This is a genomic window from Actinotignum sp. UMB0459 (assembly GCF_051905915.1).
In the GTDB taxonomy this organism is placed as follows: domain Bacteria; phylum Actinomycetota; class Actinomycetes; order Actinomycetales; family Actinomycetaceae; genus Actinotignum; species Actinotignum sanguinis.
The window spans coordinates 61,065-85,392 of sequence record NZ_JBQAIK010000017.1 but is presented as its reverse complement, the minus strand read 5'-3'; the positions used below and the strand labels follow the sequence as shown (position 1 = coordinate 85,392).

Sequence of the window (24,328 nt, the reverse complement as noted above, 5' to 3'; positions counted from 1 at the left end):
TACCTGCGTTTTCCGGGCGTTATACCCATGTTAGTCCAGCAGACGGGCTAGGCTAGATCATGATGAGCACAGACCTAATAAGAAGCGCCCCCGATGAAACCGCCGCCGAACGCGCCGCGCGGTTCGAGCGGGATGCTCTTCCGTATCTCGACCAGTTATACGGGGCCGCGATGCGCCTCACGCGCAATCCTGCCGACGCTGAAGATTTGGTTCAGGAGGCCTATGCCAAAGCCTTCTCGGCTTTCCACCAGTATCGGCCGGGCACGAATTTGAAGGCGTGGCTCTACCGCATCCTCAATAACACCTTTATTTCTAATTACCGCAAGGCGCAGCGCCAGCCCAAGCAGGCTGATTCCTCGGAAGTGGAGGATTGGCAGGAATATCGGGCGGCTTCGCACGCGTCCTCGGGGATGATGTCCGCGGAGGCGGAGGCCCTGGAGAATCTGCCGCAATCGGAAATTCGCGATGCTTTGAGTGCGTTGCCGGAGGACCGCCGCATGGCTGTCTACCTTGCGGATATTGAAGGCTTCTCCTACCAGGAGATTGCGGACATCATGGAAACACCGATCGGAACGGTGATGTCCCGTCTGCATCGCGGGCGTAAGCAGCTGCGGGAATTGCTCGCGGACTACGCGCGTGAACTCGGCTATGGGAAGAAGGAGAAGAAGTGAGCGGTGAGGATAGGTTGCAGCGCGGGGTAGAAGACTCGTTCCGGAACCGCGGAGTTGAATTGGATAGCGCGGCGGGGGAGTGTTCCTGCAGGGATATTACGGATTATCTTTTCGAGTATCTTGATCACCAGCTTTCGGCGGTGCAAAGCGAGCGTTTGCAGGCCCATATTTCGGGCTGTTCGCGCTGCACGGAACGGGCCGAAGCGGAAACTCACGTGCGTGATATTTTACGAGCTTCGTGCCGGGAGGTCGCGCCGGCGACGTTGCGGGTGCGGATTGCACAACAGATCTCGATCTACCGGCGCACTACCCGCGATTTCGGGTAGCGGGCGCCGTTTCGGGTAGTTTCGCCACATTGTGCCGGTTTTATTTACCAGACCGGCCGCCCTTGGTAAGCTAATGTGGTTGCTCGTTTACGAGCTGAGAAAACGTGACGTGAGGAGAGAACATGAGCCAGCGTGGTCGTAAGCGCAAGGATCGCCGCAAGAAGAAGGCGAACCACGGCAAGCGCCCCAATTCCTAAAGTGGGGTGCTCGCTGTTGCGAGAAGCGTAGAGGGTCCGGTTTCCGGGCCCTTTATTTTTTTGTACGACGGCGCCGCTAGTTGGCTGGGTGGGCTTCGGCGGGGTAAGCCGCCGCTCGACTCAATCCAAGACCTCATCTCAATAATCCCAATAGTCACATTAGTACCAGCGGGGAGGGGGCGTGTTTTCATAGCTGTACTGCGATTGTTTTACAGGTGCAGTACACCTCGGAAAACACCCCCGAGCCGGCGGGGTATATCCATCTGCCGAATGTCGCGGGTGGGTGGTTGCACTTTGCCTGGCTGACAAAAATGTACGTGGGTGACCATTTTCCTTTGATTTTCTGTCGTGGGCGTACACTCTGTGGCCCTTAATGCTCAGGATGTACATTCTGTAGGTCTTGAGTTTGCGAGGGCGTTTCCGCTAGCGGGTTCTGGTCTGACTGGTCGGTTAACAGACAGGCGGGGGTGCGGACGGTTTCCTAGAGATTTTTAAGGAGAACGTTCAATGAGTAAGCGTACGTATACGAGCGAGCAGATCGTAGGCAAGAAGATCATCGCTGCCTTGAATCGCTATATTGATAACACGTGGCGGCAATCCATGACCGACAAGACCGGAGAATCGGTTGATCTGGCGCATCTGGCGGCAACAACACTTGGATACACCAACTGGAATGTTATCCCTGATGCGTGGACTGGCTGGGCCGGAGACCTAGCTACTGCCATGGAGAATATTCAGAAAACACTTGAGTGGAATCCCAGTGCGAACCTGGATCAGGTGGCCACAGCTCTAATCGGTCAAGGTAACGATTACCGTCAGCATCCTGGCTTGAAGGGGCTAGTACTTGACAAGAAAAACGACAAGGGAAAATGGGAATCGGTAGGAAACAACTGTAACCGTGACGATCTCTGCTGTGACGGAGATGCCATCGTTATCGCTAACACGCTAGAAAACGGCAACGACTCCAACGCTCATCTTCTGTCAGCAACATTGCGAGAGTACTACAACAATTCCAGCAAACTTGCCAACAGATTCAAGCAGATTGGCTGGAGCTTGGGGGCGAATAATTCCACTGAGGCATATCAGAAAATAAGTGAATATGCCGACTTGGATAGCGCCGTTTTAGGATGGTTCCTGGCTGGATACGTCAAGGAAGAGATTCGTTTGACAGCTTGCCGAAAGCTAGCTGAATTCATCTACCGATAATTGATTTGGTCTTTTCCTTGGTGTGGCGCTTGGGTAAAAACGCTAAACCCAAGCGCTACACCACCAGCAACAAGAGCGCCGATGGCGGGAACGGAAAACTGGCTCAGCAGTTGAGAAAAAGAATCACTATGAACTAACGAGCCGACACCATCGAGTGAAAAGAGAAAAGCTGAGAGTCCGATAAAGGCTCCTGCTGAAAGTTGCAACGCGCGGGCAGATTGAATACCGATGAAATGCTTATTAAAAAGCAGAAGAAGAATCGTGAAACACACATACATGAGTGGCATCAATAAGAAGACCACAAAAAATCTCTGATCCTGATCCTTGCACCGTAGAAAGATGGCGGCGAAAAGCCACGCGCCGACAAAATATGCCAGAGCGGATACAAGAAACACAGATATTTTTTTGATGACCAGTCCCTTCAACTTTTCGCTACACATTTTGATACGGCAACGGCATCAGGAGTTGTATGCCCCAATAAGTTCTCATTCTACAAGAAGGGTTTCCCTGCATTGCTAAGGATAGCGCTGATCGGGCGGATGTTGCGTGAATGCAGGCACGAGGCCTGGTGCGTTGAACCCGACAGTCACGAAAAGGCGCACGGGAGCGCCTATACCAGAGGCTCCCGAGTATCTGTCTGTGGTGTACAGCGTGGTAAGAAGCTACTGGGGGGGGCGGCTTGGTTATGGGGTTGTTCTGGCGGCTTTCTGGTGAATGCACGGAGCTTTTTGATTGCCCATTCGTAGTGGCTTGATGTGGCTGACACGCAGTAGGAGCCGAGCGAGGTTGTGCCCGTCCACGGGAAATGCGCCTTGGTGAATAACTCCTCGTTGGTGAACTCGCCGATGAGAGCCACTACTGCGGTGTGGCTGTCAGCGAGGTTCTCGCGGATAGCCTCAAGCTCAGTGCCCTGATATTGAGTCCAAATCTCTTGGTTGAGCGTTGGCGTGGTTCGCCACGTGTGAGGAAACGGAAGAAACGGTCGAGGCTGACCCTGGCGGTTGGCGTCGACGAAGCCAAGCAACATGCGCTGCCACTCGTGCAGGTGGGCAAGGACGTCGCGCAGGTTTTTGTCCCGCGCCCAGTGGGCTTCTTTACCGATTTGAGTGATGCTGGGATCAAAATTCGTATGCTGATCGTCGGAACTCATGCCCTCAATGAGGCTGTCCAGTTTCGCATACTGCGCCTCGGCGGCATCCAATAGTTCAGTTTTCGTCTTCGGTCTCGGCACGCCACTAATTGTCTCACAGCAGGAAAGCAGATGAAAACCTATGGCGAAAGACGGAACGAACCGGGGTGGCCGCCGTGTGCGGGCAGGTGCGAAACCCGATCCGCTGAATGCGAAGCTCGCAGCTGGCCGCCCAGCCACGCGGCTTGATGATCCGCTGGGTGAGCCGTTTGACTTTGAAGGCTCAGATATCGGGGATGGTGCGGTGCTTGCTGGTGAGGTGATGCCGGAGCCTGCCGAGTATCTGTCGGAGATTCAGCGTGATGGTAAACCCCTCGGCGCTGACCTCGTCTACCGAGAAACATGGCAATGGCTCGATCAACGTGGCTGTTCCCAGTTCGTCGCACCGCGCTTGATCGAATCCTATGCGCAGGCGTTCGCGCGTTATGTGCAGTGTGAACAGGCGATCTCCAAGTTCGGCTTGCTCGGCAAACACCCAACCACAGGGGCTGCGATCGCATCCCCTTTCGTTGCTATGTCCCAGTCTTTCGGGAAGCAAGCGAACGTGTACTGGTACGAGATTTACGAGATAGTGCGCGCCACCTGCACCAGCGACTACTCAGGTTCGGCGCCGGGTGATGACGTGATGGAGCGCCTGCTGCAAGCCCGCTCCTAACACCCCTTTGATTCTCGTGTGCCTGCCCGAGATGGGTGGGCACTTTTCTATGTCCCGATTCTTTGGAAAGTGAGTGTGTATGTCTGTTACGAAGACTGCTGAGGCCGTGTGTATCGGCCATCCCGATAAGCTCTGTGATTTGATCGCTGACACGATCCTTGACGATATCCTCTACGAGGATCCTGCTGCCCGCGTTGCAGTAGAAGTGATGGCATCTGGCCGCAGGATCATTGTGACTGGCGAGATCACTTCGAAGGTTCGTCCGCGTATTCGTGAGTCGGTGCGTTACGCGCTGGTGAAGGCGGGTTATGTGCCGTGGAAGTTCCTCGTTTTCGTCTGGACACGCCGCCAATCCCCAGACATCAACGCAGGAGTTTCCAAGTCCTTGGAGGCTCGCTTCGGAGACACGAGTGAGTTTGCGTTGCAGGGCGCTGGCGATCAAGGCACCGTCTACGGATACGCCACCAACGAAACCCCGCAGCGTTTGCCATTGCCGCTCGTACTCTCGCATGAGATCTGTGGGCGTCTTGATGACGCCCGCAAGGACGGCACGATCAGCGGTATCAAGTCCGATGGTAAGGCGCAGGTGACGGTTCGCTACGACGCCGCCGGACAACCCGTAGCAGTCGAAACCGTGGTGGTGTCGATCCAACACGACGCTACGAAGACTCTGGACGAGCTTGCGGCTGAGGTCAAAACACTGATCGTCGCACCCGCGTGTAAGCCGTATCTGCCAATTAGCGCTGACACCGAGATTCTGGTGAATCCCTCGGGCTTGTTTACGGTGGGTGGTTCAAAGGCAGACACGGGGCTCACTGGTCGCAAGCTGATGGTCGACACTTACGGCGGTCTCGCCCCACATGGTGGTGGGGCGTTCTCGGGTAAGGACGCGTCCAAGGTTGACCGCTCGGGTGCGTATATGGCGCGTCTGATAGCCAAGACTATCGTCGACTCCGGTCTTGCGCAGGAATGCCAGGTCGCGATTTCCTATGCGATTGGGAAGGCTGATCCGGTCGCCTTCACCATCGACACGCTCGGCAGTGGTGAATACTCCGACAAGATCCTGACCGAGGCTGCGCGTGAGGTGTTTCCGCTACGCCCAGGAGCGATCATTGACGCTTTGGGGTTGCGAGCACCCGGCTACACCCGCTACTCGACCTACGGACACTTCAGCCATGCCGGTTTGCACTGGGAGAACTCGTTCGCTCACGTCGACGCATTAAAGAAGGCGGTGACCACACATGCTCATGAAACCAATGCCCATCAGTGAACTCAAGCCCGCTGACTACAATCCGCGTAAAGACCTCCAGCCTGGCGATGCCGAATACGAGAAGCTCAAGCGATCCTTGACCGAGTTCGGCTACGTCGAACCCGTCATCTGGAACTCCACCACTGGCAACATCGTCGGTGGACACCAGCGTTTGAAGGTGCTCGAAGATCTCGGCCACACGGACGTGGACGTGATCGTTGTTGAGCTCGATGAGACCCGCGAGAAAGCACTCAACATCGCGCTCAACAAGATCAGCGGCGAATGGGACAACGACAGACTTGCCCTCCTCATCGCCGACCTCGATGCTTCGGATTTCGATGCTGAACTCACCGGTTTCGACGACGCCGAAATCCAGCAGTTGATCGGCTCCTTGGATGAGAACGAGGTTGAGGACGACGACTTCGACCTTACCGCCGCACTCGAAGCATCCGCGTTCGTGGAGCGTGGGGATATCTGGACGCTTGGCCGTCACCGACTCGTGTGCGGCGACGCCACCAGCGTCGAGGACGTCGAGTTGTTGATGGATGGTAAACGTGCGAATCTTGTGTTGACTGATCCGCCATATAACGTCGCCTTCGAATCAGGATCCGGATTGTCCATCAAGAACGACAAGATGGATGGCGATAAGTTCTACGATTTCCTGCTATCAGCGTTTTCGAACATGGTGGGCGTGTGTGAGAAGGGCGCGTCCGCGTATGTGTTCCACGCTGACACTGAAGGCTTGAACTTCCGCCGCGCCTTCGTTGAGGCAGGCTTTTACCTGTCGGGCTGTTGTATTTGGGTTAAAGATTCCCTCGTATTGGGACGTTCCCCGTATCAGTGGCAGCACGAGCCGGTGCTATTCGGGTGGGTGAAGACGGGTAAGCACAAGTGGTACGCCGACCGGAAACAAACCACGATCTGGAACTTCGCCAAGCCCCGCCGTAATGCTGACCACCCGACCAGCAAGCCGCTGGATTTGTTGGCGTATCCGATCGGGAACTCCACGCAGGCCAACGCGATCGTGCTCGACACCTTCGCAGGCTCAGGCTCCACACTCATGGCAGCTGAGGCAACCGACCGCATCTGCTATTGCATGGAGCTTGATGAGAAATACGCGAGCGTTATTTTGCGCCGTTATGCCGAACATGCAGGGGACGCTGCCGGGATTACTTGCCTGCGAGGCGGCAAGGAATACGCGTATTTGGATTTGGTGCGCGATGTTGAGGGGGGTGAACCGTGAGTGAGTTGACGTTGGGTTCCTTGTTTGATGGCTCGGGTGGTTTCCCTCTCGCAGGTATTCAGGCGGGTATTCGTCCTGTGTGGGCGAGTGAAATCGAGCCATTCCCGATTCTCGTTACGACCCGCCGTCTGCCGCAGCTCACTCATGTGGGTGATGTGACCACGGTCAACGGGGCTGATGTTGATGCGGTGGATGTGATCACGTTTGGTTCTCCCTGCCAAGACCTATCCGTTGCAGGTAAACAAGCAGGCCTGGCGGGTGAACGCTCGGGTCTGTTCTTTCATGCTGTACGAATTATTGACCAGATGAGGAAAGCAACCCATGGAATGTTTCCACGCTACGCGATCTGGGAGAATGTCCCTGGCGCGTTCTCCTCACACAAAGGATCCGATTTCGCCACCGTCCTTACCACGCTCACGCGCATCGTCGACCCGAGCACGCCTGATATGCCTGTCCCTGAGGGTGGATGGCCGTACGCGGGATGTGTCATGGGTGAGGGATTCTCACTGGCATGGCGTGTACTCGATGCGCAACATTTCGGCCTCGCCCAACGACGCCGCCGCATCTACCTTGTCGCAGATTTTGCAGGCCGATCCGCACCCGAGATTCTTTTTGAGCCCGCGAGCTTGCCAAGGAATCCTGAATCGTGCGGCACGCAAGAACAAGACCATGCCCACACCCCTGAAGCAAGCCTTGGAGGCCGTAGCAGCTCGGTGATGTTGTTGGATCATCATCCGCAGGACTCGAGGTTGACCGTTAACTCCTCGGGGGTGGTGCAGACGCTGACTGCCCGGATGGGCAACTCACCCACCAACGTCCCCATCCTCCTCGACGCCCCAGAAGAACGCAGGGTGTTTGGCCTGAATTCGATCCACCAGTCCCGCAGCGGTGGCGGCCACTACGGCTACGAAGCGGAAGTGTCGAAAACCCTCGACTTGAAAGGCGGGGAGCCGACCTGCAATCAGGGCGGCATGGTCATCTTGGAGCCCGTCTATGCCGCATCCAAGGCCGACTATTTCACCCGCGTCACCAAGGATCAGGCAGGTGCGCTGCTGGCCACGGATTACACCGATCCGCCCATGGTCGCCAGCTCGTCGCTGTGCCCCAGGCGGTTGACGCCGGTCGAGTGTGCCCGGTTGCAGGGGTTTCCTGACGATTGGTGTGACGGTCTTGCTATCGAGGATCCGACAAGCGAGGACATCGAGTATTGGACGGGCATTTGGGCTACCTGGAACTTGGCGCGCGGCGTGAAACCACGAACCGCACGCCAAGTCACTACTTGGTTGGAGAATCCAACCAGTGATAGTGCCCAGTACAAGTTGTGGGGTAACGCGATCGCTTTGCCCGTTGCTCGCCACGTCCTTGAAAGACTGAAGAATTTTGCTCGCGCAGGGACTGGATAAGCACTCGCACCTATGGCTGTATGTACATGACCAAACAAACCCCGACAAGGGGGAAACATGAGATGGAGGATGGTCATGAGTGATCTACATATCGAGATCAGCGAGATGCTGGAGGCAGGCATCAACATCTGGGACATTGAAGAAGCCCTCGACATTGCACGAAAGTGGAACTTCTCCCTGGTTGCCGGTGCGATCGAACACGACCCGCATGGCTATCTGCGACTGGTTGATTCTTGGTTTGAACAGGTGACCCGATGACCACGATCGAGTTTACCCCGAACAAGGCTGGGCGTAAGAAACTCGCCGAAGTCATCGCGGAACATCTTGGCGTGAAAGCCAGGTATGCTGGCATGCCCACCTTTGACTATCTGATTGGTGAGGCGCGGTTGGATCGGGACTGGGTGCTCCACCTCCCAGACAACGCAGACGGCGACGCGATAACCGACGCCGCGAGCGCGGCCGGGTTTGCGCCTGCGGGTGAGGTTTACGGACTCACGCTCACATTCCCCACGACCAGGTGGGACGAGGCCACAGGCGCGAAGCTCGACGCCCTGCTCGCCTCCAAGGGAGCACTCATCGCTAAGGCACTGGTTATTCCTGCTACGCCCATGGCGATCGATGAGGCGGAAGGGACCGTTGAGTTTGCCTGGTTTGACCAGCTCCCAGATGCGGAGGTGATTGAAGCGGTCAGCGTGCTGATTCAGCTCATGATCGAGCACGCGAAAACCGCCACGAGAGTCTCCGCGAAGCCTGCCAAGACAGGTGGAAATGACAAGTATGCGATGCGCTGCTGGTTGCTGCGCCTGGGCATGATCGGCGACAACTACAAGCACGTGCGCCGAGTCCTGCTAGCGAATCTGGAAGGCAACGCAGCATGGAAAACCCTGCCCAAATCCGACCACTGAGTTCCTTGCGGAGAACCGGCGAAAAGCGACTGGATAACCGCGCACACCTATGGCTGTATGTACATGATCGAACAAGAAATAAAGGAGCGAGGTCATGAATACCAGCAAGGTCACGATGGAGCAGCTGCAGATCGCGACCGACAGCTACGGCACGGTTATCGCCTACGGAGACTTCGTCCTCGCCTCGGCATACCGGTACCTGGGCAAAGGCCGGATCGGAAACGACGCCCGCGTCTACAAACTCGCCGAGCAGCCCATCCCTGGCTGGGGATCGGACGCCCGCAGTTTCATTGAATGCGAACTCGCCCTGGTTGCTGAGGCTGAGGAACTGTTCGAAGACGCCGGCCACGCCATCGCCTGGGCGCTTGCCCACACCAACTAACCAGCACAGGAAGGAGCCTGAAGGGCGTGATGCGCACTCTCGACACCTACACGCCGACCCGATTCATGGCCACAGGCTCACGCTACGACAAGCGTAAAGCCGACTTCGCGGTCGCGTTCATCCAAGCCTTAAAGCACACCAAAGGCCGCTGGTCAGGCAAGCCCTTCCAGCTCATCGACTGGCAAGAGCAAATCATCCGCGACCTGTTCGGCACTGTCAAAGAAGACGGCTACCGCCAATTCACCACCGCCTACGTCGAGATACCCAAAAAGATGGGCAAAAGTGAGCTCGCCGCCGCAATTGCGCTACTACTCACCTGCGGGGATGGTGAAGAACGCGCTGAAGTGTATGGGTGCGCGGCTGATCGCCAGCAAGCATCCATTGTGTTTGAGGTCGCAGCGGACATGATTCGCATGAGTCCAGCGCTGTCCAAACGCGTCAAGATTCTTGCCTCGCAGAAGCGGATCATCTACAAGCCCACCAACTCCTTCTACCAGGTGCTGAGCGCGGAGGCGTATTCGAAGCACGGGTTCAACATCTCCGGCGTTGTCTTCGACGAACTCCACACCCAACCCAACCGTGCCTTGTTCGACGTCATGACGAAAGGATCAGGCGACGCGCGCACCCAACCCCTGTACTTCCTCATCACGACAGCGGGTACCGACACGCATAGCATTTGTTATGAGCAACACCAAAAAGCCCAAGACATCCTAGATGGCAAAAAGCACGACCCCACGTTCTACCCGGTGATCTATGGGGCGGCGCAAGATGATGATTGGACCGACGAGGACGTGTGGCATAAGGCTAACCCGAGCTTAGGGATCACTGTCCCGATCGAGAAAGTCCGCCAAGCCTGCACGAGCGCGAAACAAAACCCAGCCGAAGAAAACACATTCCGCCAACTTCGCCTCAACCAATGGGTCAAACAAAGCGTGCGGTGGATGCCCATGCACATCTGGAACCAAAACTCAGCACCCGTCGACCTGTCAGATTTGGAAGGACGCGTGTGTTACGGCGGCCTCGACTTGGCTTCCACGACGGACATCACTGCTTTCGTTCTCGTATTCCCACCCTACGGGGACGATGACAAATATACGGTCGCGCCATGGTTCTGGATACCGCAAGACAACCTCAAACTCCGAGTAGCCCGTGACCATGTACCCTACGACCTGTGGCAGCAACAAGGCTACCTAGAGACGACTGAGGGCAACGTCGTTCATTACGGAGCGATTGAAGCCTTCATTGAACAGCTAGGTGAACGGTTTGATATTCGTGAGATTGCGTTCGACCGGTGGGGTGCTGTCCAAATGAGCCAAAACCTCGAAGGCCTCGGTTTCACCGTCGTTCCCTTCGGGCAGGGCTTTAAGGATATGAGCCCACCGTCAAAAGAGCTGATGAAGCTCGCACTCGAAGGTCGCCTGGCTCATGGCGGGCATCCAGTGCTTTCATGGATGGTCGACAACATTCACGTGCGAACTGACCCGGCAGGCAATATCAAACCCGACAAGCAAAAGAGCACTGAGAAGATTGACGGCGTCGTCGCCACGATCATGGCCCTCGACCGAGCCATCCGAAACGGTAGCGGGCACGTCAGCGGCAGTGTTTATGACGAACGCGGTCTACTCGTGCTGTGAGCACTCGCATGGCTGAACGAGCCGATGCCTGTGCCGATCAGTCCCAAGATCGAGTAGGCGACGCCGTAGATGAGGGCTGAATCGTTGTAGTACACGAACAGTGTGGTCAAGAATCCTGCGAACGGAGCCAGTAGCCACCACCAGCCGAACCCGTGGCGTGCCCCATCGATAACGCTCAAAACGATGGTGAGTAGTGGAAACGCGAGGAAGAGCAACGCGATGAACCACTTGGCGTTGGGATCGCTCAGCCTGCTGATCCACATGGAGATGAGCGGCAACAACCAAAATGCCGCTAGCAGGACACTCATCAGTGCCCACGACTGTTTTGAGGGCGCTTTCATATTCCAATTCTACATATGAAAGGACACCGCATGGGTTTATTTAATTGGCTGCGCGGCGACACCGTCCACCCTGCTACTGATCACGCCGTCGGCTCTGGTTATAGCTTCTTTTTCGGGGCGACGTCGTCTGGGCGTCCGGTGACAGAACGCTCGGCGATGCAGATGACTGCCGTTTACAGTTGCGTGCGGATCTTGGCCGAGGCGATCGCCGGACTGCCGTTGCATGTTTACCGGCAGGGCGCGGACGGGTCGAAGGTGAAGGCGCTCGACCATCCGTTGTATCGCCTGTTGCATGATGAGCCGAACCCGGAGATGACATCCTTCGTATTCCGAGAAACCCTCATGACCCACCTTCTCCTGTGGGGTAATGCGTTTGCTCAGGTGGTCCGTAACGGCCGCGACGAGGTTATCGGGTTGTATCCGTTGATGCCGAACCGGATGACGGTCGGCCGCGACGAAGCCGGGCGTTTGTATTACGAGTATCAGCGCACGTGGGACGAACCAGCAGGAAGATACGAGACCGTCACGTTGGCCGCGCGCGATGTGCTCCATATTCCAGGGCTCGGCTTTGACGGCTTGGTTGGTTATAGCCCGATTGCGATGGCGAAGAACGCCATCGGCTTGGCGCAGGCTACCGAAGACTACGGCGCATCGTTTTTTGCTAACGGCGCGGCTCCTGGTGGTGTGTTGGAACATCCGGGAACGATCAAAGACCCCGCCAGAGTCAGGGATTCCTGGCAGGCTACGTTCGGTGGCGCGCGGAACTCCAACAAGATCGCGGTGTTGGAGGAGGGCATGAAGTACACGCCGATCAGTGTGTCGCCTGATCAGGCGCAGTTTTTGGAGACGCGGAAGTTTCAGATCAACGAGATCGCCCGGATCTTCCGTATCCCGCCGCACATGATCGGCGACTTGGAAAAGTCCTCGTTTTCAAATATTGAGCAGCAGTCGTTGGAGTTTGTGAAGTACACGTTGGACCCGTGGGTGATCCGCTTCGAACAAGCCATCACCAAAACCCTCCTCAGCTCGCGTGAGAAGCCGCAGATCTATGTGAAGTTCAACCTCGAAGGACTCTTGCGTGGTGATTACAAGTCGCGGATGGATGGGTATGCGGTGGCACGGCAGAACGGGTGGATGAGTGCCAACGATATCCGCGAGCTAGAAAACCTCGACAAGATCCCTGCCGAGGCTGGCGGGGATCTCTACCTCGTCAATGGGAATATGCTCCCGCTCGGCCTCGCAGGGGCATACGCGCAGACAACCGAGTCTGAATCGGCTGTGGAATCTACAAGTGAATCTTCTGTAAGGAGGAGGATATGAGACGTTTTTGGAACTGGCTCACACCCGAGCCACACAACACTGGCCCGGACGCAGATGCAGTCCGGGTTTTGCGTATCAGCGGCACGATCGCTGAAGAATCCTGGTTCGATGACGACATCACACCCAGTATCTTCGCAGCCGAACTCAACGCGGGTAGCGGGCCGGTGACGATCTGGCTCAATTCGCCTGGTGGTGATGTTGTGGCTGCGGCGCAGATCTACAACATGCTCATCGACTACCCAGGCACAGTCACGGTCAATATCGACGGCATCGCAGCATCGGCCGCATCTGTGATCGCGATGGCCGCCACGAAGGTCGCCATGAGCCCGGTATCGATGTTGATGATTCATAACCCGGCCACGATGGCGGTCGGTGACAAGGACGAACTCGCACGTGCGATGAGCATGCTTGATTCGGTTAAAGAATCGATCCTGAATGCATATCAGGATAAGACGGGCATGAGTCGGGCGAAGCTGTCCAAGCTCATGGACGCTGAGACCTGGATGGATGCGAGGGCTGCGATCGACATGGGTTTCGCCGACGAACTCCTCACCGGCCAACGTGACCCAATGTTTGCGATTAAGCCGGACGAAGAACCTGACGGTGACGAACCCGATGAAGTTGAGTCGCCAGATGGTTCCGATGAGGACGATGAGTCGAAGTTCCCGCCATTCCCACCCAGAAAGAACGCACACCTTGGTGTGGTGTTTTCCCGCCGTGCAGCCGAGCAAAAGCTTGTCGCACACCTGACCGCCACATCACCTCCGAAGCCGGTGCGTCCACCACGCCCCACCATTCAACCCGCCGTGCCTGTTGGTCGGCGGGTTTGTGATTTGTACGCCGAACTAGCTAACCAACCCCACTGAAAGGACCAACACCCATGACAACCTCTATGACTGTTTCTGACCTTCGTACCAAGCGCGCAGATGTGTGGGAGAAGGCGAAGGCCTTTCTCGATGAGCGCCGTGATGCTACATCTGGCTGCTTGTCGGCTGAAGATGATCAGGCTTACGCGAAGATGGAAGCCGAAATCGATCGTCTCACCAATGAGATCGCCCGTTCCGAACGAGCCCTGCGCCGCGACGCCGACCTCGCCAAGGCAACCAACATGCCGCTGACCTCAATGCCTGGCATGAATCCTGATGATGAAGCCAAGCCGACTGCACCTCGAGCAACCGTCTCGTACAAACGGGCGTTTTGGGATGCGATGCGGCTCAATGTTTCACCGATGGAAGTGCGCAACGCCCTGTCCGAGGGCGTGGACACCGAGGGCGGCTACTTGGTGCCTGACGAGTTCGAACGTACCCTGATCTCCTCACTGGAAGATCAGAACATCATGCGCTCCTTGGCGAAGGTCATCCAAACCACTTCAGGGGATCGCAAGATCCCGGTCGTCTCTACCCACGGCACCGCAGGCTGGCTCGATGAAGGCAAGCCGTACACCGAGTCGGACGAAGCCTTCACCCAGGTCACGCTGTCGGCATTTAAGCTCGGCACCTTCCTCAAAATTTCTGAGGAACTTTTGAACGATAGCGCGTTTAATGTCGAGCAGTACTTGGCGGTGGAGTTTGCTCGCCGTATTGGAGCTGCTGAAGAAGAAGCCTTCCTCACCGGAGACGGAAAGGGCAAACCCACCGGCATCTTCGCAGCCTCTGGCGGTGGCGAGAAGGCGGTGACCACGGGCAAGGCCACCGACATTACCGCTGATGAGCTCATCGACCTGCACTACGCCCTGCGCGGCCCGTACCGCAAGAACGCAGTGTGGCTCATGAACGACTCCACCGTGAAAACCATCCGCAAGCTCAAGGACGGCAACGGTCAATATCTGTGGCAACCTGCCCTGACCGCAGGAACACCAGACCTGGTTCTCGGCCGCCCCGTCCACACGAGCACGTTCGTTCCGGAGATCAAGGCAGGTGCATCAACGGTGGCCTTCGGTGATGTGTCGTACTACTGGATCGCCGACCGGCAGGGCCGCTCCTTTAAGCGGCTCAACGAACTGTTCGCCACCACCGGACAGGTCGGATTCCTCGCATCCCAGCGACTGGACGGCAAGCTCGTCCTGCCTGAAGCAGTCAAGCTGCTCACCCAAAAGGCATCCGCATAACCAGCGGTTCTACACACGAATAGGAGGTGGCCGCAATGACCACGGTTGATTTGGTTGCGCAGGTGAAGGCGAACCTGCTCATCACCTTCGATGATGACGATCAATTGATCGGTGCGCTGATCAACTCGGCCACCTCCTACGCCTGCTCCTACCAACACCTTGATGAGGGCTACTACGAGACCCACGACATGTCTGGGGCAACCAGGCAGGGCATTGTCATGCTCGCCTCCCATTTTTATGAGTCTCGTGATGGTTCCACGGCAGGCTTCTGGGCAGATAAGCCGGATGCGGCTCGGGCGGTATGGAACGCCGTCAACAACCTGCTGCGTCTGGACCGCGAATGGAAGGTGTAGGCGATGGCATCTCTTGGATCCATGCGCACCACCATCGATCTCCTCACCCCAGTTACGGTGCGTGATAAGGCGGGGTTCACCACCACGCGCGATGAAGTGAAGGCGACGGTGCGGGCGCAGATCGAGGTGCGGCACGCATCGAGCGCGTGGGTGAACCGGGCAGCGTACTCAAAGGCCGACGTCCTCTTCCGCATCAGATCTTTTCCCGGACTGTCCGTGACCACTGATATGGAGATCAGTGGCCCGGATGGGCGGTATGTGATTGACGCAGTTGAGGTGATCGGCAGGTATGTTGAGATTCTTGCCCACCAGACCACGCCCGAAGGAGACGCCCATGGCTAGAGTTCAGATTCGTCTGCCGAACGCGTTTATTGATTCTCTTGATGCTGCCAGCCGTGTGCTAGAAACATCGGCGGATGAGGTGCTTGAGGCGGGAGCCGCGGTGGTTGAGCCGCGTATGCGAGCCAACCTCACGGGCGTGATCGGACGTGCCACCAATCAGCCCTCGCGGTCAACAGGGCAACTACTCAGCGCGCTTGGTACGACCTCGGTGAAAGTCAATAGCCGAGGCGATCACAACATTAAGGTCGGCTTCGCTGAGAACCGCCGCGACGGCAGAGCGAATGCGTTGATCGCCAACGTCCTCGAACATGGCCGGTCCAACCAGCCCGCACGCCCGTTCCTTGCACCCACACGGTCGCAAACACGGCGTGGTGCAATCGAGGCCATGAAGGCGGCGCTGACGGCGCGGATTGAGCAGGTGGGGCCATGACACCGCTACTCGAACAACTCATGGAGATTGCTGACAAGCTCGGATTGCCGTTCGAGGTCGGTCTCTACACGGCTACGCCTGCGCCGCAGACGTATCTGGTGGCAACCCCGCTGACGGACGTGTTGGACGTGTTCGCCGATAACCAACCCAGCGTTGAGGTTGAGGAAGTCCGCCTCGCACTCTTCACTCGCGGAAACTATCTCGACCTGCGTAGCCGCATTACCCGCGCCCTGCTCGACACTGGACTGACGATCACTGCCCGTACCTATGTCGGCTTCGAAGCGGATACCGGATTTCATCATTACGCGATAGATGTCGCAACCCACCACACCTACACATGAAGGAGCATTACTCATGGCGACTATTGGTTTAGACAAGCTCTACTACGCCACCATCACTGAAAACCCCGACACGGGTGAGGAAACCTACGCCAAACCCAAACCCCTCGCCAAAGCCATCTCCGCAGAACTCAGTGTTGAGGTCGCTGAAGCGATTCTGTATGCCGATGACGGGCCGAGTGAGATCGTCAAGGAATTCAAATCCGGCACCCTGACTTTGGGTATCGACGACCTGGGTGGTGAAGCAACCGCAGCCTTGACGGGTGCGACCGTGGATTCCAACGGGGTGCTCATTTCAGCTTCCGAGGACGGCGGGGCTCCGGTGGCGATCGGTTTCCGAGCCGCACGCTCTACGGGGAAGTATCAGTATTTCTGGCTGTACCGGGTCAAGTTCGCCCTGCCCACCGAAACCCTGGCAACTAAAGCCGACTCCATCACGTTCTCCACCCCTTCAATTGAGGGCACGATTTTGCGGCGTAACAAACCCGATAGTAAGGGGCGGCATCCGTGGAAGGCCGAAGTCACCGAAGGCACAACCGGCGTCAAGCCCGAGACGATCACGAACTGGTATGCCCAAGTCTACGAACCCGCCAGCACCACATCTGAAGCCTAAGGAGCATGAGCCATGACAACCAAGAAGAAGACTGAATCAGTTGTTGACCCAGGGCGCTCCGCCACTGTCAGCATCGGCGGTACCGACTGCGAGCTTGTCTTGACGACGAAAGCCACGCGTCTGATAGCTGAGCGTTACGGCGGGCTCGAACATCTGGGTAACGCCCTGGAAATCTCCGACGATCTGGGCAAGACGCTCGGTGAGGTGATTTGGCTAATCACGCTGCTGGTCAACCAGTCCATCCAGATCCACAACCTGCGCCACCCAGACGACAAGCGCCCAGAGTTGACCGAGGACGAGGTTGAACTACTCACTGTGCCTGCTGATCTGGCGGATTATCGCGGCGCGATCGCCGAAGCCCTCCAGCGCGGAACACGACGAGACATCCTTACCGAGCCAGCCCCAAAAGCACCACCGACGGACGAATAGTCGAGACCGATCAGGCTGTGTTCACGCGGCTGACCTACATTGGAATGGCCCACCTTCACCTATCACGCGTGGAGGTGGGTCTGACTGTCTTCGGAGAACTCCTCGACCTCGTGGACTGCTGGCGCATCGAAACCGGACGAGCTGAGCCGCTGCGTCAATGGTTCATCGACGACGTCATCCCGCCAGGGATTTAGTAATTTCGATGAGTCATGGGTGATTCGTTCACGAGACGATGGAATTCCTTACGTGCTGCATCTTCGATTTCGTCCCAAGTAAACAAATCCTTGAGGTACGTGCAGCGAGAAGTATTCGTCTCCATCTCAAGCATGGTTTTCAATACTTCCTTGTCGTTTTTTAGGAGTCCCAACGCTTCGAGGATCCATAGGCGAAGCTCAGGTCGACGAGTGAACGAATGGCTTTCCCAAACCTTTCGAGCCAAGAGTTCCTTATAGCTTCGCTTTACTTTGTTTCTCCTTGCAGTTTCAAAATCAAAGTATTCCTTCGATAGAAAAACTGACGTAGCGTGAGTCCGGATCGAGAACCACCAGCGGTTGTCGTCTTGTTGAGGGAAACACGTCTCGAAAGCATCAGCAAGCGGCGTAGGTCCATTTAGCTCAGCAAGCACAGCTCCGAAATCTTCTGCACTCATTCCCATAGGTTTCCCCTTCGTTTAGCAATTTGATCCCTTTTCATTATCCCTTCGAGGAGGTGACTTTGCCATGGCCGACTCCAGTTTTGGTTTGAAGATTGGGCTTGAGGGCGAGCGGGAGTTTAAGCGCGCGATTACGGATATTAACCGTGAGATGCGTGTGCTTGGCAGTGAGATGAAGCTCGTGGCGTCCTCGTTTGATAAGAACGACAAGTCTGCCGAAGCCTTCACGGCCCGTAACCAAGTGCTGGGCAAAGAGATTGAGGTGCAGAAAGCCAAGATCGAGACCCTACGCGCCGCACTCGAAAACTCCGCTACGAGCTTTGGTGAGAACGATAGTCGGACGAAGAACTGGCAGATCCAGCTCAACAACGCAGGCGCGGAGCTCAACCGGCTCGAAGGCGAACTCAAAGCCAACAACGACGCCCTCTCTGATTTCGGGAACGAGGCAGACGGTGCGGGCGACGATGCTAAAGACGCCGCCAAGGACGCAGGACGTCTTGAGGGCGCGGTGGATGATCTCGGTGACGAGATGGACACCACCAGTTCCAAGACCCGCATTTTCGGCGACGTGTTGAAAGCCAACCTCGCCTCCGAAGCCATCATCGCCGGAGTCAAAGGCATCGGGCATGCGATCGCCAGTATTGGTCGCGGCATGGTAGGCGCGTTGAAAGAGGGCGTGGAGTACAACGCTCGCATGGAGCAATACTCCACAAGCTTCACGACGATGCTCAGCGACCAAGCAAAAGCCCAACAGCTCGTCAACGATCTGAAAGTTCAAGCGGCGAAGACTCCGTTTGGTATGGAAGAACTCGCGGGCAACATGCAAACCCTCCTGAGCTTTGGCATGAGCCTTGAGGATGCGAAAAAGCACCTGAACGAAATCGGCGACATCTCCCAAGGTGATGCGGTGAAGATGGAATCGCTCACGCTCGCCTTCGCCCAAATGTCTTCGACCGGCAAGCTCACGGGTCAGGACTTGCTGCAGATGATCAACGCCGGATTCAACCCGCTCGAAGAGATCAGCCGCAAGACCGGCAAAAGCATTGGTGAGCTCAAGGAGGATATGGCCAAGGGTGCTATTTCGGCTGACATGGTCGCTGACGCATTCGCCAGTGCTACTGCTGAAGGCGGGCGTTTCTACGGGGCCATGGACGCCCAATCCCAAACCTTTTCGGGCCAGTTGGCGACGATGCAGGATGGGGTTGAAAATCTCAAGGGGTTGTTGGCTGGTGGTCTGTCGGAGGCGTTGGCGGGTTCGGTGTTGCCGATGCTGAACGGGTGGATCGACGAACTCACGGCAGCGTTCGAAGAAGGCGGAACACCCGCCCTCATCGACACCCTCGGCACCGTCTTACAGGAAGCTCTCGCATTTATTGCCGAGCAGCTACCGATGGTGGTCGAGACCGGCATGAGCATTTTGACCGCGCTCCTTGAAGGCATTATCAAGGTGTTGCCACAAGTAGCAGAAACAGCCGTGACGTTGATTATCGCTCTGGTCGAGACAATCATCGAAGCGTTGCCGTCCCTGTTGGAGGCGGCGATACAGATCATCGCCACACTGGTCTCTGGTATCGGCGAAGCACTACCGGAACTGGTTCCTGCGGCGGTGGAGATGCTCATGGCTTTGGTACAGGGTCTGGTCGACAACCTCCCGTTGCTTCTTGATGCGGCGTTGCAGCTCATCACCGGACTTACCGAAGGCTTGATCGCTGCCATTCCCGTGATCATCGAAGCCCTCCCACAGATCATCACCGGGATTGTCACGTTCCTTGTGGGGGCGATCCCGCAGATCATCGAAGCAGGAATCCAACTACTCACCGCCTTGATCGGGGCGCTGCCTCAGATCATCACAGCGATTGTCGCAGCACTCCCGCAGATTATTACTGCAATCGTGGACGGCGTGGTTGGTGCTATCCCACAACTGATCCAAGCAGGCATTCAGTTGTTGACGGCTTTGATTGGGGCGTTGCCGCAAATCATTACAACTATCGTGGCCGCGCTCCCGCAGATTATCGGAGCTATTGTGTCGGCGATTGGTGGGGCGATCCCGCAACTCGTCCAAGCAGGCATCCAACTCTTGACCGCGTTGGTACGAAACCTGCCGCAGATTATTTCCACAATCGTCGCAGCAATCCCATCGATTATTTCTGGGATTGTGTCTGCTGTTGGTCAGGGCGTCTCAGCGATGGCCCAGGCGGGCAAAAACCTCGTCTACGGCCTGTGGAACGGTATCCAATCCTTAGCGGGGTGGCTGTGGAATTCGGTCTCGAACTGGGCATCAGGTATTTGGGACTCCATCACTGGCTTCTTCGGCATCCACTCACCGTCACGCAAGATGGCCTGGGCAGGACGGATGCTTGTCGAAGGCCTCGCAGGCTCCATCCGCACGGACGGCAACAAGGCTGTCACCGCAGCTTCAGGGCTCGCGCGCAACACGATAGACGCCTTCGCCGACCTTGAGGACGGGCTGGCCGTGCCGATCGAGGCGGTGGCAGACCTGCAAGTGCCGAGCGTTGACCTCACCCCACAACCCGTGACTGTATCTCAGCGAAGTACTGATGAAGCGGCAGAGCGTGTGGATGTCGCTGGGATCGTGGATGCGACTGCAAAGCGTATCCTCGGGTCTTTGGATATTTCGGTGACGTTGTCGGATGGGACGCTGGTGGGCAAACTCGCACCCGCCCTCGATAAACAACTTGCCCGCCTTGATCGGCGGCAGACCGTGATGGCAGGAGGATACTAACCATGTTCGGCTTCACCCTCAATAACCAGGTGTCTTCTGCTTCGCTGGGTCTGCGACTCACGGCACCCGTTGCGATCCCAGCGTCGGTGCGCAGGGCTGATGATATTGAGGTCAAAGGACGCGCCGGAACCCTCACGCGCTTCACGGGCTGGGAGGACACCGAGATCGATCTCGACCTCGCGGTGCCTGTTCGTGACGGGCTCGACCAGTATCGGCAGGCTGCTCACGAGCTGACGGGCTCTTCGACGATTGCGTTGACTGCCGAGCCTGGTGTTTACCGCAAGGTTAAGCACTGCGAAGTGAGCGAACTGCGCCGGGAGCTGTCGGGGTGGGGGTTCTTCACCGCGCGCCTGACCTGCCAGCCCTTCACGTACCTGACCGAGGGATTGAATCCGGTAACGCTCACTGCATCTGGGACGATCACGAACCCCGGCCTACTGGAAGCTGATCCGATCATCACAGTCACCGGCACCGGGGCGCTCTCGCTGACGATCAATACGAGCATTTATCACGTGAATTCGCCAGCAGGTTCCGTCACGCTCGACAGCGAACGTCTCGTCGCTCACGCCCACGGGAAAGTCCAGACCGATGCGCTCACCGACGCCTTCCCGACCTTCAAGCCTGGGATCAATCGCCTCACGCTCGGCGCGGGTATTTCGAAGATCGTGATCACGCCGAACTGGCGCAACCCCTAACACCCAACTCACTACATTCTCTGACGGCCATCCCTTCGTGGGGTGGCCACTGTTGTCTTTGGAAGGCTCCTCATGATTACGGTTCACGACCGCACCGCCACGACATTCACCACCACCGGGCTAGGAGTCTTGGATCGGGAGATCATCAATCCGATCGTGGTCGAGGAACTAGGTGGCGAATTCTCACTAACCTTCACCTACCCGGCAGACGGTCCAGCAGCCACGCACCTGACGCTTGAGAACATTGTGGCAGCGCCCGTGCCAGGGCTGGAGCAACGTCAGGGGTTCCGCATCAGCGAGGTTGTCACCACGCTTGACGGCATGCTCGAAGTGACGGCGTTTCACGTGTTCTATGATCTGGCGGGGAATCTCATCGCCGACACCTACGTGGTCAACAAAACCGCGAAAGGCGCACTGACCCAGATCCTTGGGGCGGCGAACACGAGCCACGGGTTTACTGCTACCTCGTCGGATACGGTGACGCGCTCGTCGGCGCGGATGGTGCGCATGCCCATCACCGCTGCGCTCATGGACGCGGGCGAGGACAACACGCTCATCTCGCGTTGGGGCGGCGAACTGGCCCGCGATAATTTCCATATCCATCACGCGCCCATGCGCGGAGCCAACCATGGGGTGGTCATTCGTGATCGGAAGAACCTCACTGGCTTCGAATCATCCATTGATTTTTCGACGGTGGTGACGCGGATTCTGCCAGTCGGATACGACGGCCTACTCCTGCCTGAACTGTATGTCGATAGTCCGAAGTTGGGTGATTATGTGGTGCCGCGTATCCGCGTCATCCGCTACGGACAAGTCAAAGCCATCACCGACAAAGACAACCCGCGTGAGGGTGAACTCCCACTCGACCAAGCCCACTCTGAGCTGCGCCGACTAGCTGCAGCAGAATTCAGCGCAAGACATGTCGATGAGCCGTCGGGCTCGTATAAGGTGCGGTTCGTCGATCTCGCCACCACCCGTGAATACGCTGATCTTGCACGCCTGGAAACCGTCGAAATTGGCGACACCGTGACCGTCCGTCACGCTGATCTTGGGATTGCGCTCACGGCACGGGTGGTCGCTTACGAATACAACCCGCTCACGCTCCAGTACATCTCCGTTGAGCTGGGTTCTACTGCTCGGAAGTTCACGTCTGTCACCCGGCAGGTCAAAACCGCCGTCAATACGGCGGTGGCTGCGTCGGATGCGGCAGGATTCGCACTCGCTTCAGCGGATGGGAAGAACACCAACCACTACGGCAGCATCCAGCCCGCCAAGGCCAAGCTGGGTGACACGTGGTTCCGGCAAAATGGCGAACAGGTCGAGATCTGGATCTACCAGCTCACTGATACCGGGCAGCCCGGCTGGGTGGCACTCGCTACTGATCTGAATCATGCCCAGCTCGGTGCGGAACTCGATGCCGTCCGCACACAAGTCGGCCACGCCCTGCTTGCGGCCCAGGATGCACAAACCGCCGCCGATGCTGTCGCCACTCAGATGGCGTCGGCGCAGGTGGAGATTGACCAGGCCAAGACCGCAGCCGCTGGTGCTACCCAGTTGGCGCAGGATGCCCACGACATCGCGGTAACCTCGGATGGGCGGCTCACGGTTGCCGTTGTTGATCCTAGCGTAGCGGATGCGGCTGGCCGACCGGAGGGTGCGCTGTGGCAAGTGCGCGTAGACGGAGTGATCGCCCGCCAATATCTCCTCACCAACAACCAATGGGAACAAACACCGGTCGGTGCCGCGATGATCGGGCCGAAAGCGATCAGCCAAGCACACATCGCAGATGCCGCCATCGGCACCGCACACATCGCTGATGCCGCTATCACCGACGCGAAAATCAGTTCACTGTCGGCAGCCAAAATCACGGCTGGGTTCTTGGCGGCTGACCGTATCGCCACGGGAAGTATTACCTCCGACAAGCTGACCATCGCGAGTGGGTTCATCACCACCGCAATGATTGCCAACGCCGCGATCACGGACGCAAAGGTTGGCAGTCTATCGGCGTCGAAGATTACGACCGGTACCTTGTCGGCGGCACGGATCGCTGCCGGTTCGATTACCTCGGACAAGTTGACGATCGCTAACGGTTTTATCCAGTCCACGATGATCAAGGACGCTGCGGTCACATCGGCCAAGATTGCTTCGCTGGATGCTGGGAAGATCACCACCGGGTATCTGAACGCCGCTCGGATTGGGGCGCGGTCGATTACGGCCGACAAGCTCGCGACCAACGCCATCCAAGTAGGCCTGGCAGACTGGACGCAATCGATCCGCATTACGCCCACGCAGATCGCCTGGTATGACGGGACCACCCTGGAAGGCAAGATCACGAGCGCTGGGATGCAGTTTTGGTACGGAACCCGCTATATCGGTGAGTTTGCTCGGCGGGCTCATAAGGACAAGCCGAATGTGCAAGGCATCGTCAACCAACTTGCTTACAAAGGCGACTACGTCGCCTGGACCTACCAGAAGGCAGACGGCGGCACCTACTACACCTGTCTCACCCTTGACCCGAAAGGCCTGTTTTACGGGCAGGCAGGTATCCACCTCGGCTCCGATCTGCGAACAGGTGGCTACAAGTTCTACACGACGGGCTCACGATATGTGACCTTGCAGGACTGCACGCTGACGGGCAAGGGAACCTATTCGGGCTGGGTGGGGCAAAGCGGGCTGTCGAAGATCGTGTTTCACACCTACGACCTGATGGTGGTCACCAATGGGTCGTATTACAACATGACCCGCCTATTCGACCGCACCAAGGATTTGATGTCGCGAATGAACGCAATCCTGAGCTTACTCAATCAAGGCTGGATCACATCCATCTCCGGAACCGGGTCGAACATCACCTGGCGGTACTTCTCCAACACTGGCCTGTCGGCCATGTCCACCAACCTCGCATAAG

The 24,328-nt window shown here is 57.3% G+C and carries 29 protein-coding genes; 25 read left to right on the top strand and 4 right to left on the bottom strand.

Annotated elements, in window-relative coordinates; all coding sequences use genetic code 11:
* The first annotated feature begins 59 nt into the window (after positions 1-59).
* From ACTFPK_RS06600 to ACTFPK_RS06585, 4 genes are all read left to right on the top strand, one after another.
* Entirely contained in the window at positions 60-671 is a 612-nt protein-coding gene (locus tag ACTFPK_RS06600; RefSeq protein WP_126135779.1) for a sigma-70 family RNA polymerase sigma factor, read from the top strand.
* Positions 668-997 (top strand): mycothiol system anti-sigma-R factor, encoded by a 330-nt coding sequence (gene rsrA / locus ACTFPK_RS06595; protein ID WP_016441762.1) that lies wholly within the window; start codon positions 668-670, stop codon positions 995-997. The genes ACTFPK_RS06600 and rsrA overlap by 4 nt, the downstream gene beginning before the upstream one ends.
* 122 nt (positions 998-1,119) lie before the next feature.
* Positions 1,120-1,194 (top strand): 50S ribosomal protein bL37, encoded by a 75-nt coding sequence (locus tag ACTFPK_RS06590; protein WP_096334972.1) that lies wholly within the window; start codon positions 1,120-1,122, stop codon positions 1,192-1,194.
* A gap of 507 nt (positions 1,195-1,701) precedes the next feature.
* Positions 1,702-2,400: a hypothetical protein gene (locus ACTFPK_RS06585; protein WP_439911345.1), complete on the top strand. Its 699-nt coding sequence runs from the start codon at positions 1,702-1,704 to the stop codon at positions 2,398-2,400.
* Here ACTFPK_RS06585 and ACTFPK_RS06580 read toward each other — a convergent pair.
* Together ACTFPK_RS06580 and ACTFPK_RS06575 are read right to left on the bottom strand one after the other, a co-directional pair.
* Positions 2,391-2,825, bottom strand: coding sequence for a hypothetical protein (locus ACTFPK_RS06580; protein WP_227469326.1), 435 nt, complete (start codon positions 2,823-2,825; stop codon positions 2,391-2,393). The genes ACTFPK_RS06585 and ACTFPK_RS06580 overlap by 10 nt on opposite strands.
* Before the next feature lie 185 nt (positions 2,826-3,010).
* Complete coding sequence (locus tag ACTFPK_RS06575) at positions 3,011-3,631, bottom strand: ClbS/DfsB family four-helix bundle protein (RefSeq protein ID WP_288858455.1); 621 nt, start codon at positions 3,629-3,631, stop codon at positions 3,011-3,013.
* A gap of 40 nt (positions 3,632-3,671) precedes the next feature.
* On the opposite strand from ACTFPK_RS06575, the gene ACTFPK_RS06570 reads away from it, so the two are divergent.
* The 8 genes from ACTFPK_RS06570 (at position 3,672) to ACTFPK_RS06535 (ending at position 11,060) form a co-directional block, all read left to right on the top strand.
* The gene (locus ACTFPK_RS06570; protein WP_004007621.1) at positions 3,672-4,244 is read left to right on the top strand and encodes a P27 family phage terminase small subunit; all 573 of its coding nucleotides are present in this window, start codon (positions 3,672-3,674) and stop codon (positions 4,242-4,244) included.
* 79 nt (positions 4,245-4,323) lie between these two features.
* Complete coding sequence (gene metK, locus ACTFPK_RS06565; RefSeq protein WP_007000749.1) at positions 4,324-5,514, top strand: methionine adenosyltransferase; 1,191 nt, start codon at positions 4,324-4,326, stop codon at positions 5,512-5,514.
* Positions 5,486-6,736 (top strand): site-specific DNA-methyltransferase, encoded by a 1,251-nt coding sequence (locus tag ACTFPK_RS06560; protein WP_439911343.1) that lies wholly within the window; start codon positions 5,486-5,488, stop codon positions 6,734-6,736. Before metK ends, ACTFPK_RS06560 begins: the two co-directional genes overlap by 29 nt.
* Positions 6,733-8,139: a DNA cytosine methyltransferase gene (locus ACTFPK_RS06555; RefSeq protein WP_004007618.1), complete on the top strand. Its 1,407-nt coding sequence runs from the start codon at positions 6,733-6,735 to the stop codon at positions 8,137-8,139. The genes ACTFPK_RS06560 and ACTFPK_RS06555 overlap by 4 nt, the downstream gene beginning before the upstream one ends.
* Before the next feature lie 75 nt (positions 8,140-8,214).
* On the top strand, positions 8,215-8,397 hold the full coding sequence (locus ACTFPK_RS06550) for a cell division protein (protein ID WP_227469325.1): 183 nt from the start codon (positions 8,215-8,217) through the stop codon (positions 8,395-8,397).
* Positions 8,394-9,044: a hypothetical protein gene (locus tag ACTFPK_RS06545; protein ID WP_004007616.1), complete on the top strand. Its 651-nt coding sequence runs from the start codon at positions 8,394-8,396 to the stop codon at positions 9,042-9,044. The genes ACTFPK_RS06550 and ACTFPK_RS06545 overlap by 4 nt, the downstream gene beginning before the upstream one ends.
* Before the next feature lie 94 nt (positions 9,045-9,138).
* The gene (locus tag ACTFPK_RS06540; protein ID WP_007000745.1) at positions 9,139-9,426 is read left to right on the top strand and encodes a hypothetical protein; all 288 of its coding nucleotides are present in this window, start codon (positions 9,139-9,141) and stop codon (positions 9,424-9,426) included.
* A 29-nt stretch (positions 9,427-9,455) separates the two neighbouring features.
* Positions 9,456-11,060 (top strand): terminase large subunit, encoded by a 1,605-nt coding sequence (locus ACTFPK_RS06535; RefSeq protein WP_439911362.1) that lies wholly within the window; start codon positions 9,456-9,458, stop codon positions 11,058-11,060.
* Here the strand turns inward: ACTFPK_RS06535 and ACTFPK_RS06530 are convergent.
* A complete protein-coding gene (locus ACTFPK_RS06530; RefSeq protein WP_169768473.1) occupies positions 11,030-11,401 on the bottom strand; it encodes a biotin synthase in 372 nt (123 codons plus the stop codon). The two genes, ACTFPK_RS06535 and ACTFPK_RS06530, sit on opposite strands and share 31 nt — an antisense overlap.
* Positions 11,402-11,416: 15 nt before the next feature.
* Between ACTFPK_RS06530 and ACTFPK_RS06525 the strand changes: the two genes are divergently transcribed.
* Genes ACTFPK_RS06525 through ACTFPK_RS06480 form a run of 10 tightly spaced genes read left to right on the top strand, consistent with a single transcriptional unit; the run spans position 11,417 to position 17,527 of the window.
* Positions 11,417-12,721, top strand: a complete 1,305-nt coding sequence (locus ACTFPK_RS06525) for a phage portal protein (RefSeq protein WP_439911341.1) — start codon at positions 11,417-11,419, stop codon at positions 12,719-12,721.
* Entirely contained in the window at positions 12,718-13,587 is an 870-nt protein-coding gene (locus ACTFPK_RS06520; RefSeq protein WP_285470753.1) for a head maturation protease, ClpP-related, read from the top strand. Before ACTFPK_RS06525 ends, ACTFPK_RS06520 begins: the two co-directional genes overlap by 4 nt.
* A 14-nt stretch (positions 13,588-13,601) precedes the next feature.
* Complete coding sequence (locus ACTFPK_RS06515) at positions 13,602-14,828, top strand: phage major capsid protein (protein ID WP_439911339.1); 1,227 nt, start codon at positions 13,602-13,604, stop codon at positions 14,826-14,828.
* Positions 14,829-14,863: 35 nt separating this feature from the next.
* Positions 14,864-15,181 carry a head-tail connector protein gene (locus ACTFPK_RS06510; protein WP_278620412.1) on the top strand — a complete coding sequence of 106 codons (318 nt, stop codon included), beginning with the start codon at positions 14,864-14,866 and terminating at the stop codon, positions 15,179-15,181.
* Between the two features lie 3 nt (positions 15,182-15,184).
* Complete coding sequence (locus tag ACTFPK_RS06505) at positions 15,185-15,523, top strand: head-tail adaptor protein (protein ID WP_439911337.1); 339 nt, start codon at positions 15,185-15,187, stop codon at positions 15,521-15,523.
* The gene (locus tag ACTFPK_RS06500) at positions 15,516-15,953 is read left to right on the top strand and encodes an HK97-gp10 family putative phage morphogenesis protein (protein ID WP_004012028.1); all 438 of its coding nucleotides are present in this window, start codon (positions 15,516-15,518) and stop codon (positions 15,951-15,953) included. The genes ACTFPK_RS06505 and ACTFPK_RS06500 overlap by 8 nt, the downstream gene beginning before the upstream one ends.
* The gene (locus tag ACTFPK_RS06495; protein WP_004012027.1) at positions 15,950-16,294 is read left to right on the top strand and encodes a hypothetical protein; all 345 of its coding nucleotides are present in this window, start codon (positions 15,950-15,952) and stop codon (positions 16,292-16,294) included. The genes ACTFPK_RS06500 and ACTFPK_RS06495 overlap by 4 nt, the downstream gene beginning before the upstream one ends.
* 13 nt (positions 16,295-16,307) lie before the next feature.
* Positions 16,308-16,904 (top strand): major tail protein, encoded by a 597-nt coding sequence (locus ACTFPK_RS06490; RefSeq protein WP_251769604.1) that lies wholly within the window; start codon positions 16,308-16,310, stop codon positions 16,902-16,904.
* Positions 16,905-16,916: 12 nt separating this feature from the next.
* Entirely contained in the window at positions 16,917-17,333 is a 417-nt protein-coding gene (locus tag ACTFPK_RS06485; RefSeq protein WP_251769603.1) for a hypothetical protein, read from the top strand.
* Positions 17,334-17,377: 44 nt separating this feature from the next.
* Positions 17,378-17,527: a hypothetical protein gene (locus ACTFPK_RS06480; RefSeq protein WP_004008482.1), complete on the top strand. Its 150-nt coding sequence runs from the start codon at positions 17,378-17,380 to the stop codon at positions 17,525-17,527.
* On the opposite strand, the gene ACTFPK_RS06475 is transcribed toward ACTFPK_RS06480, so the two are convergent.
* Complete coding sequence (locus tag ACTFPK_RS06475) at positions 17,524-17,982, bottom strand: hypothetical protein (RefSeq protein WP_236585807.1); 459 nt, start codon at positions 17,980-17,982, stop codon at positions 17,524-17,526. The genes ACTFPK_RS06480 and ACTFPK_RS06475 overlap by 4 nt on opposite strands.
* 70 nt (positions 17,983-18,052) lie before the next feature.
* On the opposite strand from ACTFPK_RS06475, the gene ACTFPK_RS06470 reads away from it, so the two are divergent.
* The 3 genes from ACTFPK_RS06470 to ACTFPK_RS06460 all read left to right on the top strand — a co-directional run bounded on the left by ACTFPK_RS06470 (position 18,053) and on the right by ACTFPK_RS06460 (position 24,327).
* Positions 18,053-20,728 carry a tape measure protein gene (locus ACTFPK_RS06470; RefSeq protein WP_004012025.1) on the top strand — a complete coding sequence of 892 codons (2,676 nt, stop codon included), beginning with the start codon at positions 18,053-18,055 and terminating at the stop codon, positions 20,726-20,728.
* A 2-nt stretch (positions 20,729-20,730) separates the two neighbouring features.
* The gene (locus tag ACTFPK_RS06465; RefSeq protein WP_004007603.1) at positions 20,731-21,423 is read left to right on the top strand and encodes a hypothetical protein; all 693 of its coding nucleotides are present in this window, start codon (positions 20,731-20,733) and stop codon (positions 21,421-21,423) included.
* A 72-nt stretch (positions 21,424-21,495) separates the two neighbouring features.
* Positions 21,496-24,327 carry a phage tail spike protein gene (locus ACTFPK_RS06460; protein WP_004012024.1) on the top strand — a complete coding sequence of 944 codons (2,832 nt, stop codon included), beginning with the start codon at positions 21,496-21,498 and terminating at the stop codon, positions 24,325-24,327.
* The last annotated feature ends 1 nt before the right edge of the window (position 24,328 follow it).

Coding starts and splice junctions, on each gene's coding strand:
- ACTFPK_RS06600 (WP_126135779.1), top strand. CDS start 60: ATGATGAGCACAGACCTAATAAGAAGCGCCCCCGATGAAACCGCCGCC.
- ACTFPK_RS06585 (WP_439911345.1), top strand. CDS start 1,702: ATGAGTAAGCGTACGTATACGAGCGAGCAGATCGTAGGCAAGAAGATC.
- ACTFPK_RS06570 (WP_004007621.1), top strand. CDS start 3,672: ATGGCGAAAGACGGAACGAACCGGGGTGGCCGCCGTGTGCGGGCAGGT.
- metK (WP_007000749.1), top strand. CDS start 4,324: ATGTCTGTTACGAAGACTGCTGAGGCCGTGTGTATCGGCCATCCCGAT.
- ACTFPK_RS06560 (WP_439911343.1), top strand. CDS start 5,486: ATGCTCATGAAACCAATGCCCATCAGTGAACTCAAGCCCGCTGACTAC.
- ACTFPK_RS06550 (WP_227469325.1), top strand. CDS start 8,215: ATGAGTGATCTACATATCGAGATCAGCGAGATGCTGGAGGCAGGCATC.
- ACTFPK_RS06545 (WP_004007616.1), top strand. CDS start 8,394: ATGACCACGATCGAGTTTACCCCGAACAAGGCTGGGCGTAAGAAACTC.
- ACTFPK_RS06540 (WP_007000745.1), top strand. CDS start 9,139: ATGAATACCAGCAAGGTCACGATGGAGCAGCTGCAGATCGCGACCGAC.
- ACTFPK_RS06535 (WP_439911362.1), top strand. CDS start 9,456: ATGCGCACTCTCGACACCTACACGCCGACCCGATTCATGGCCACAGGC.
- ACTFPK_RS06530 (WP_169768473.1), bottom strand. CDS start 11,401: ATGAAAGCGCCCTCAAAACAGTCGTGGGCACTGATGAGTGTCCTGCTA.
- ACTFPK_RS06525 (WP_439911341.1), top strand. CDS start 11,417: ATGAAAGGACACCGCATGGGTTTATTTAATTGGCTGCGCGGCGACACC.
- ACTFPK_RS06520 (WP_285470753.1), top strand. CDS start 12,718: ATGAGACGTTTTTGGAACTGGCTCACACCCGAGCCACACAACACTGGC.
- ACTFPK_RS06515 (WP_439911339.1), top strand. CDS start 13,602: ATGACAACCTCTATGACTGTTTCTGACCTTCGTACCAAGCGCGCAGAT.
- ACTFPK_RS06510 (WP_278620412.1), top strand. CDS start 14,864: ATGACCACGGTTGATTTGGTTGCGCAGGTGAAGGCGAACCTGCTCATC.
- ACTFPK_RS06505 (WP_439911337.1), top strand. CDS start 15,185: ATGGCATCTCTTGGATCCATGCGCACCACCATCGATCTCCTCACCCCA.
- ACTFPK_RS06500 (WP_004012028.1), top strand. CDS start 15,516: ATGGCTAGAGTTCAGATTCGTCTGCCGAACGCGTTTATTGATTCTCTT.
- ACTFPK_RS06495 (WP_004012027.1), top strand. CDS start 15,950: ATGACACCGCTACTCGAACAACTCATGGAGATTGCTGACAAGCTCGGA.
- ACTFPK_RS06490 (WP_251769604.1), top strand. CDS start 16,308: ATGGCGACTATTGGTTTAGACAAGCTCTACTACGCCACCATCACTGAA.
- ACTFPK_RS06485 (WP_251769603.1), top strand. CDS start 16,917: ATGACAACCAAGAAGAAGACTGAATCAGTTGTTGACCCAGGGCGCTCC.
- ACTFPK_RS06480 (WP_004008482.1), top strand. CDS start 17,378: ATGGCCCACCTTCACCTATCACGCGTGGAGGTGGGTCTGACTGTCTTC.
- ACTFPK_RS06475 (WP_236585807.1), bottom strand. CDS start 17,982: ATGAGTGCAGAAGATTTCGGAGCTGTGCTTGCTGAGCTAAATGGACCT.
- ACTFPK_RS06470 (WP_004012025.1), top strand. CDS start 18,053: ATGGCCGACTCCAGTTTTGGTTTGAAGATTGGGCTTGAGGGCGAGCGG.
- ACTFPK_RS06465 (WP_004007603.1), top strand. CDS start 20,731: ATGTTCGGCTTCACCCTCAATAACCAGGTGTCTTCTGCTTCGCTGGGT.
- ACTFPK_RS06460 (WP_004012024.1), top strand. CDS start 21,496: ATGATTACGGTTCACGACCGCACCGCCACGACATTCACCACCACCGGG.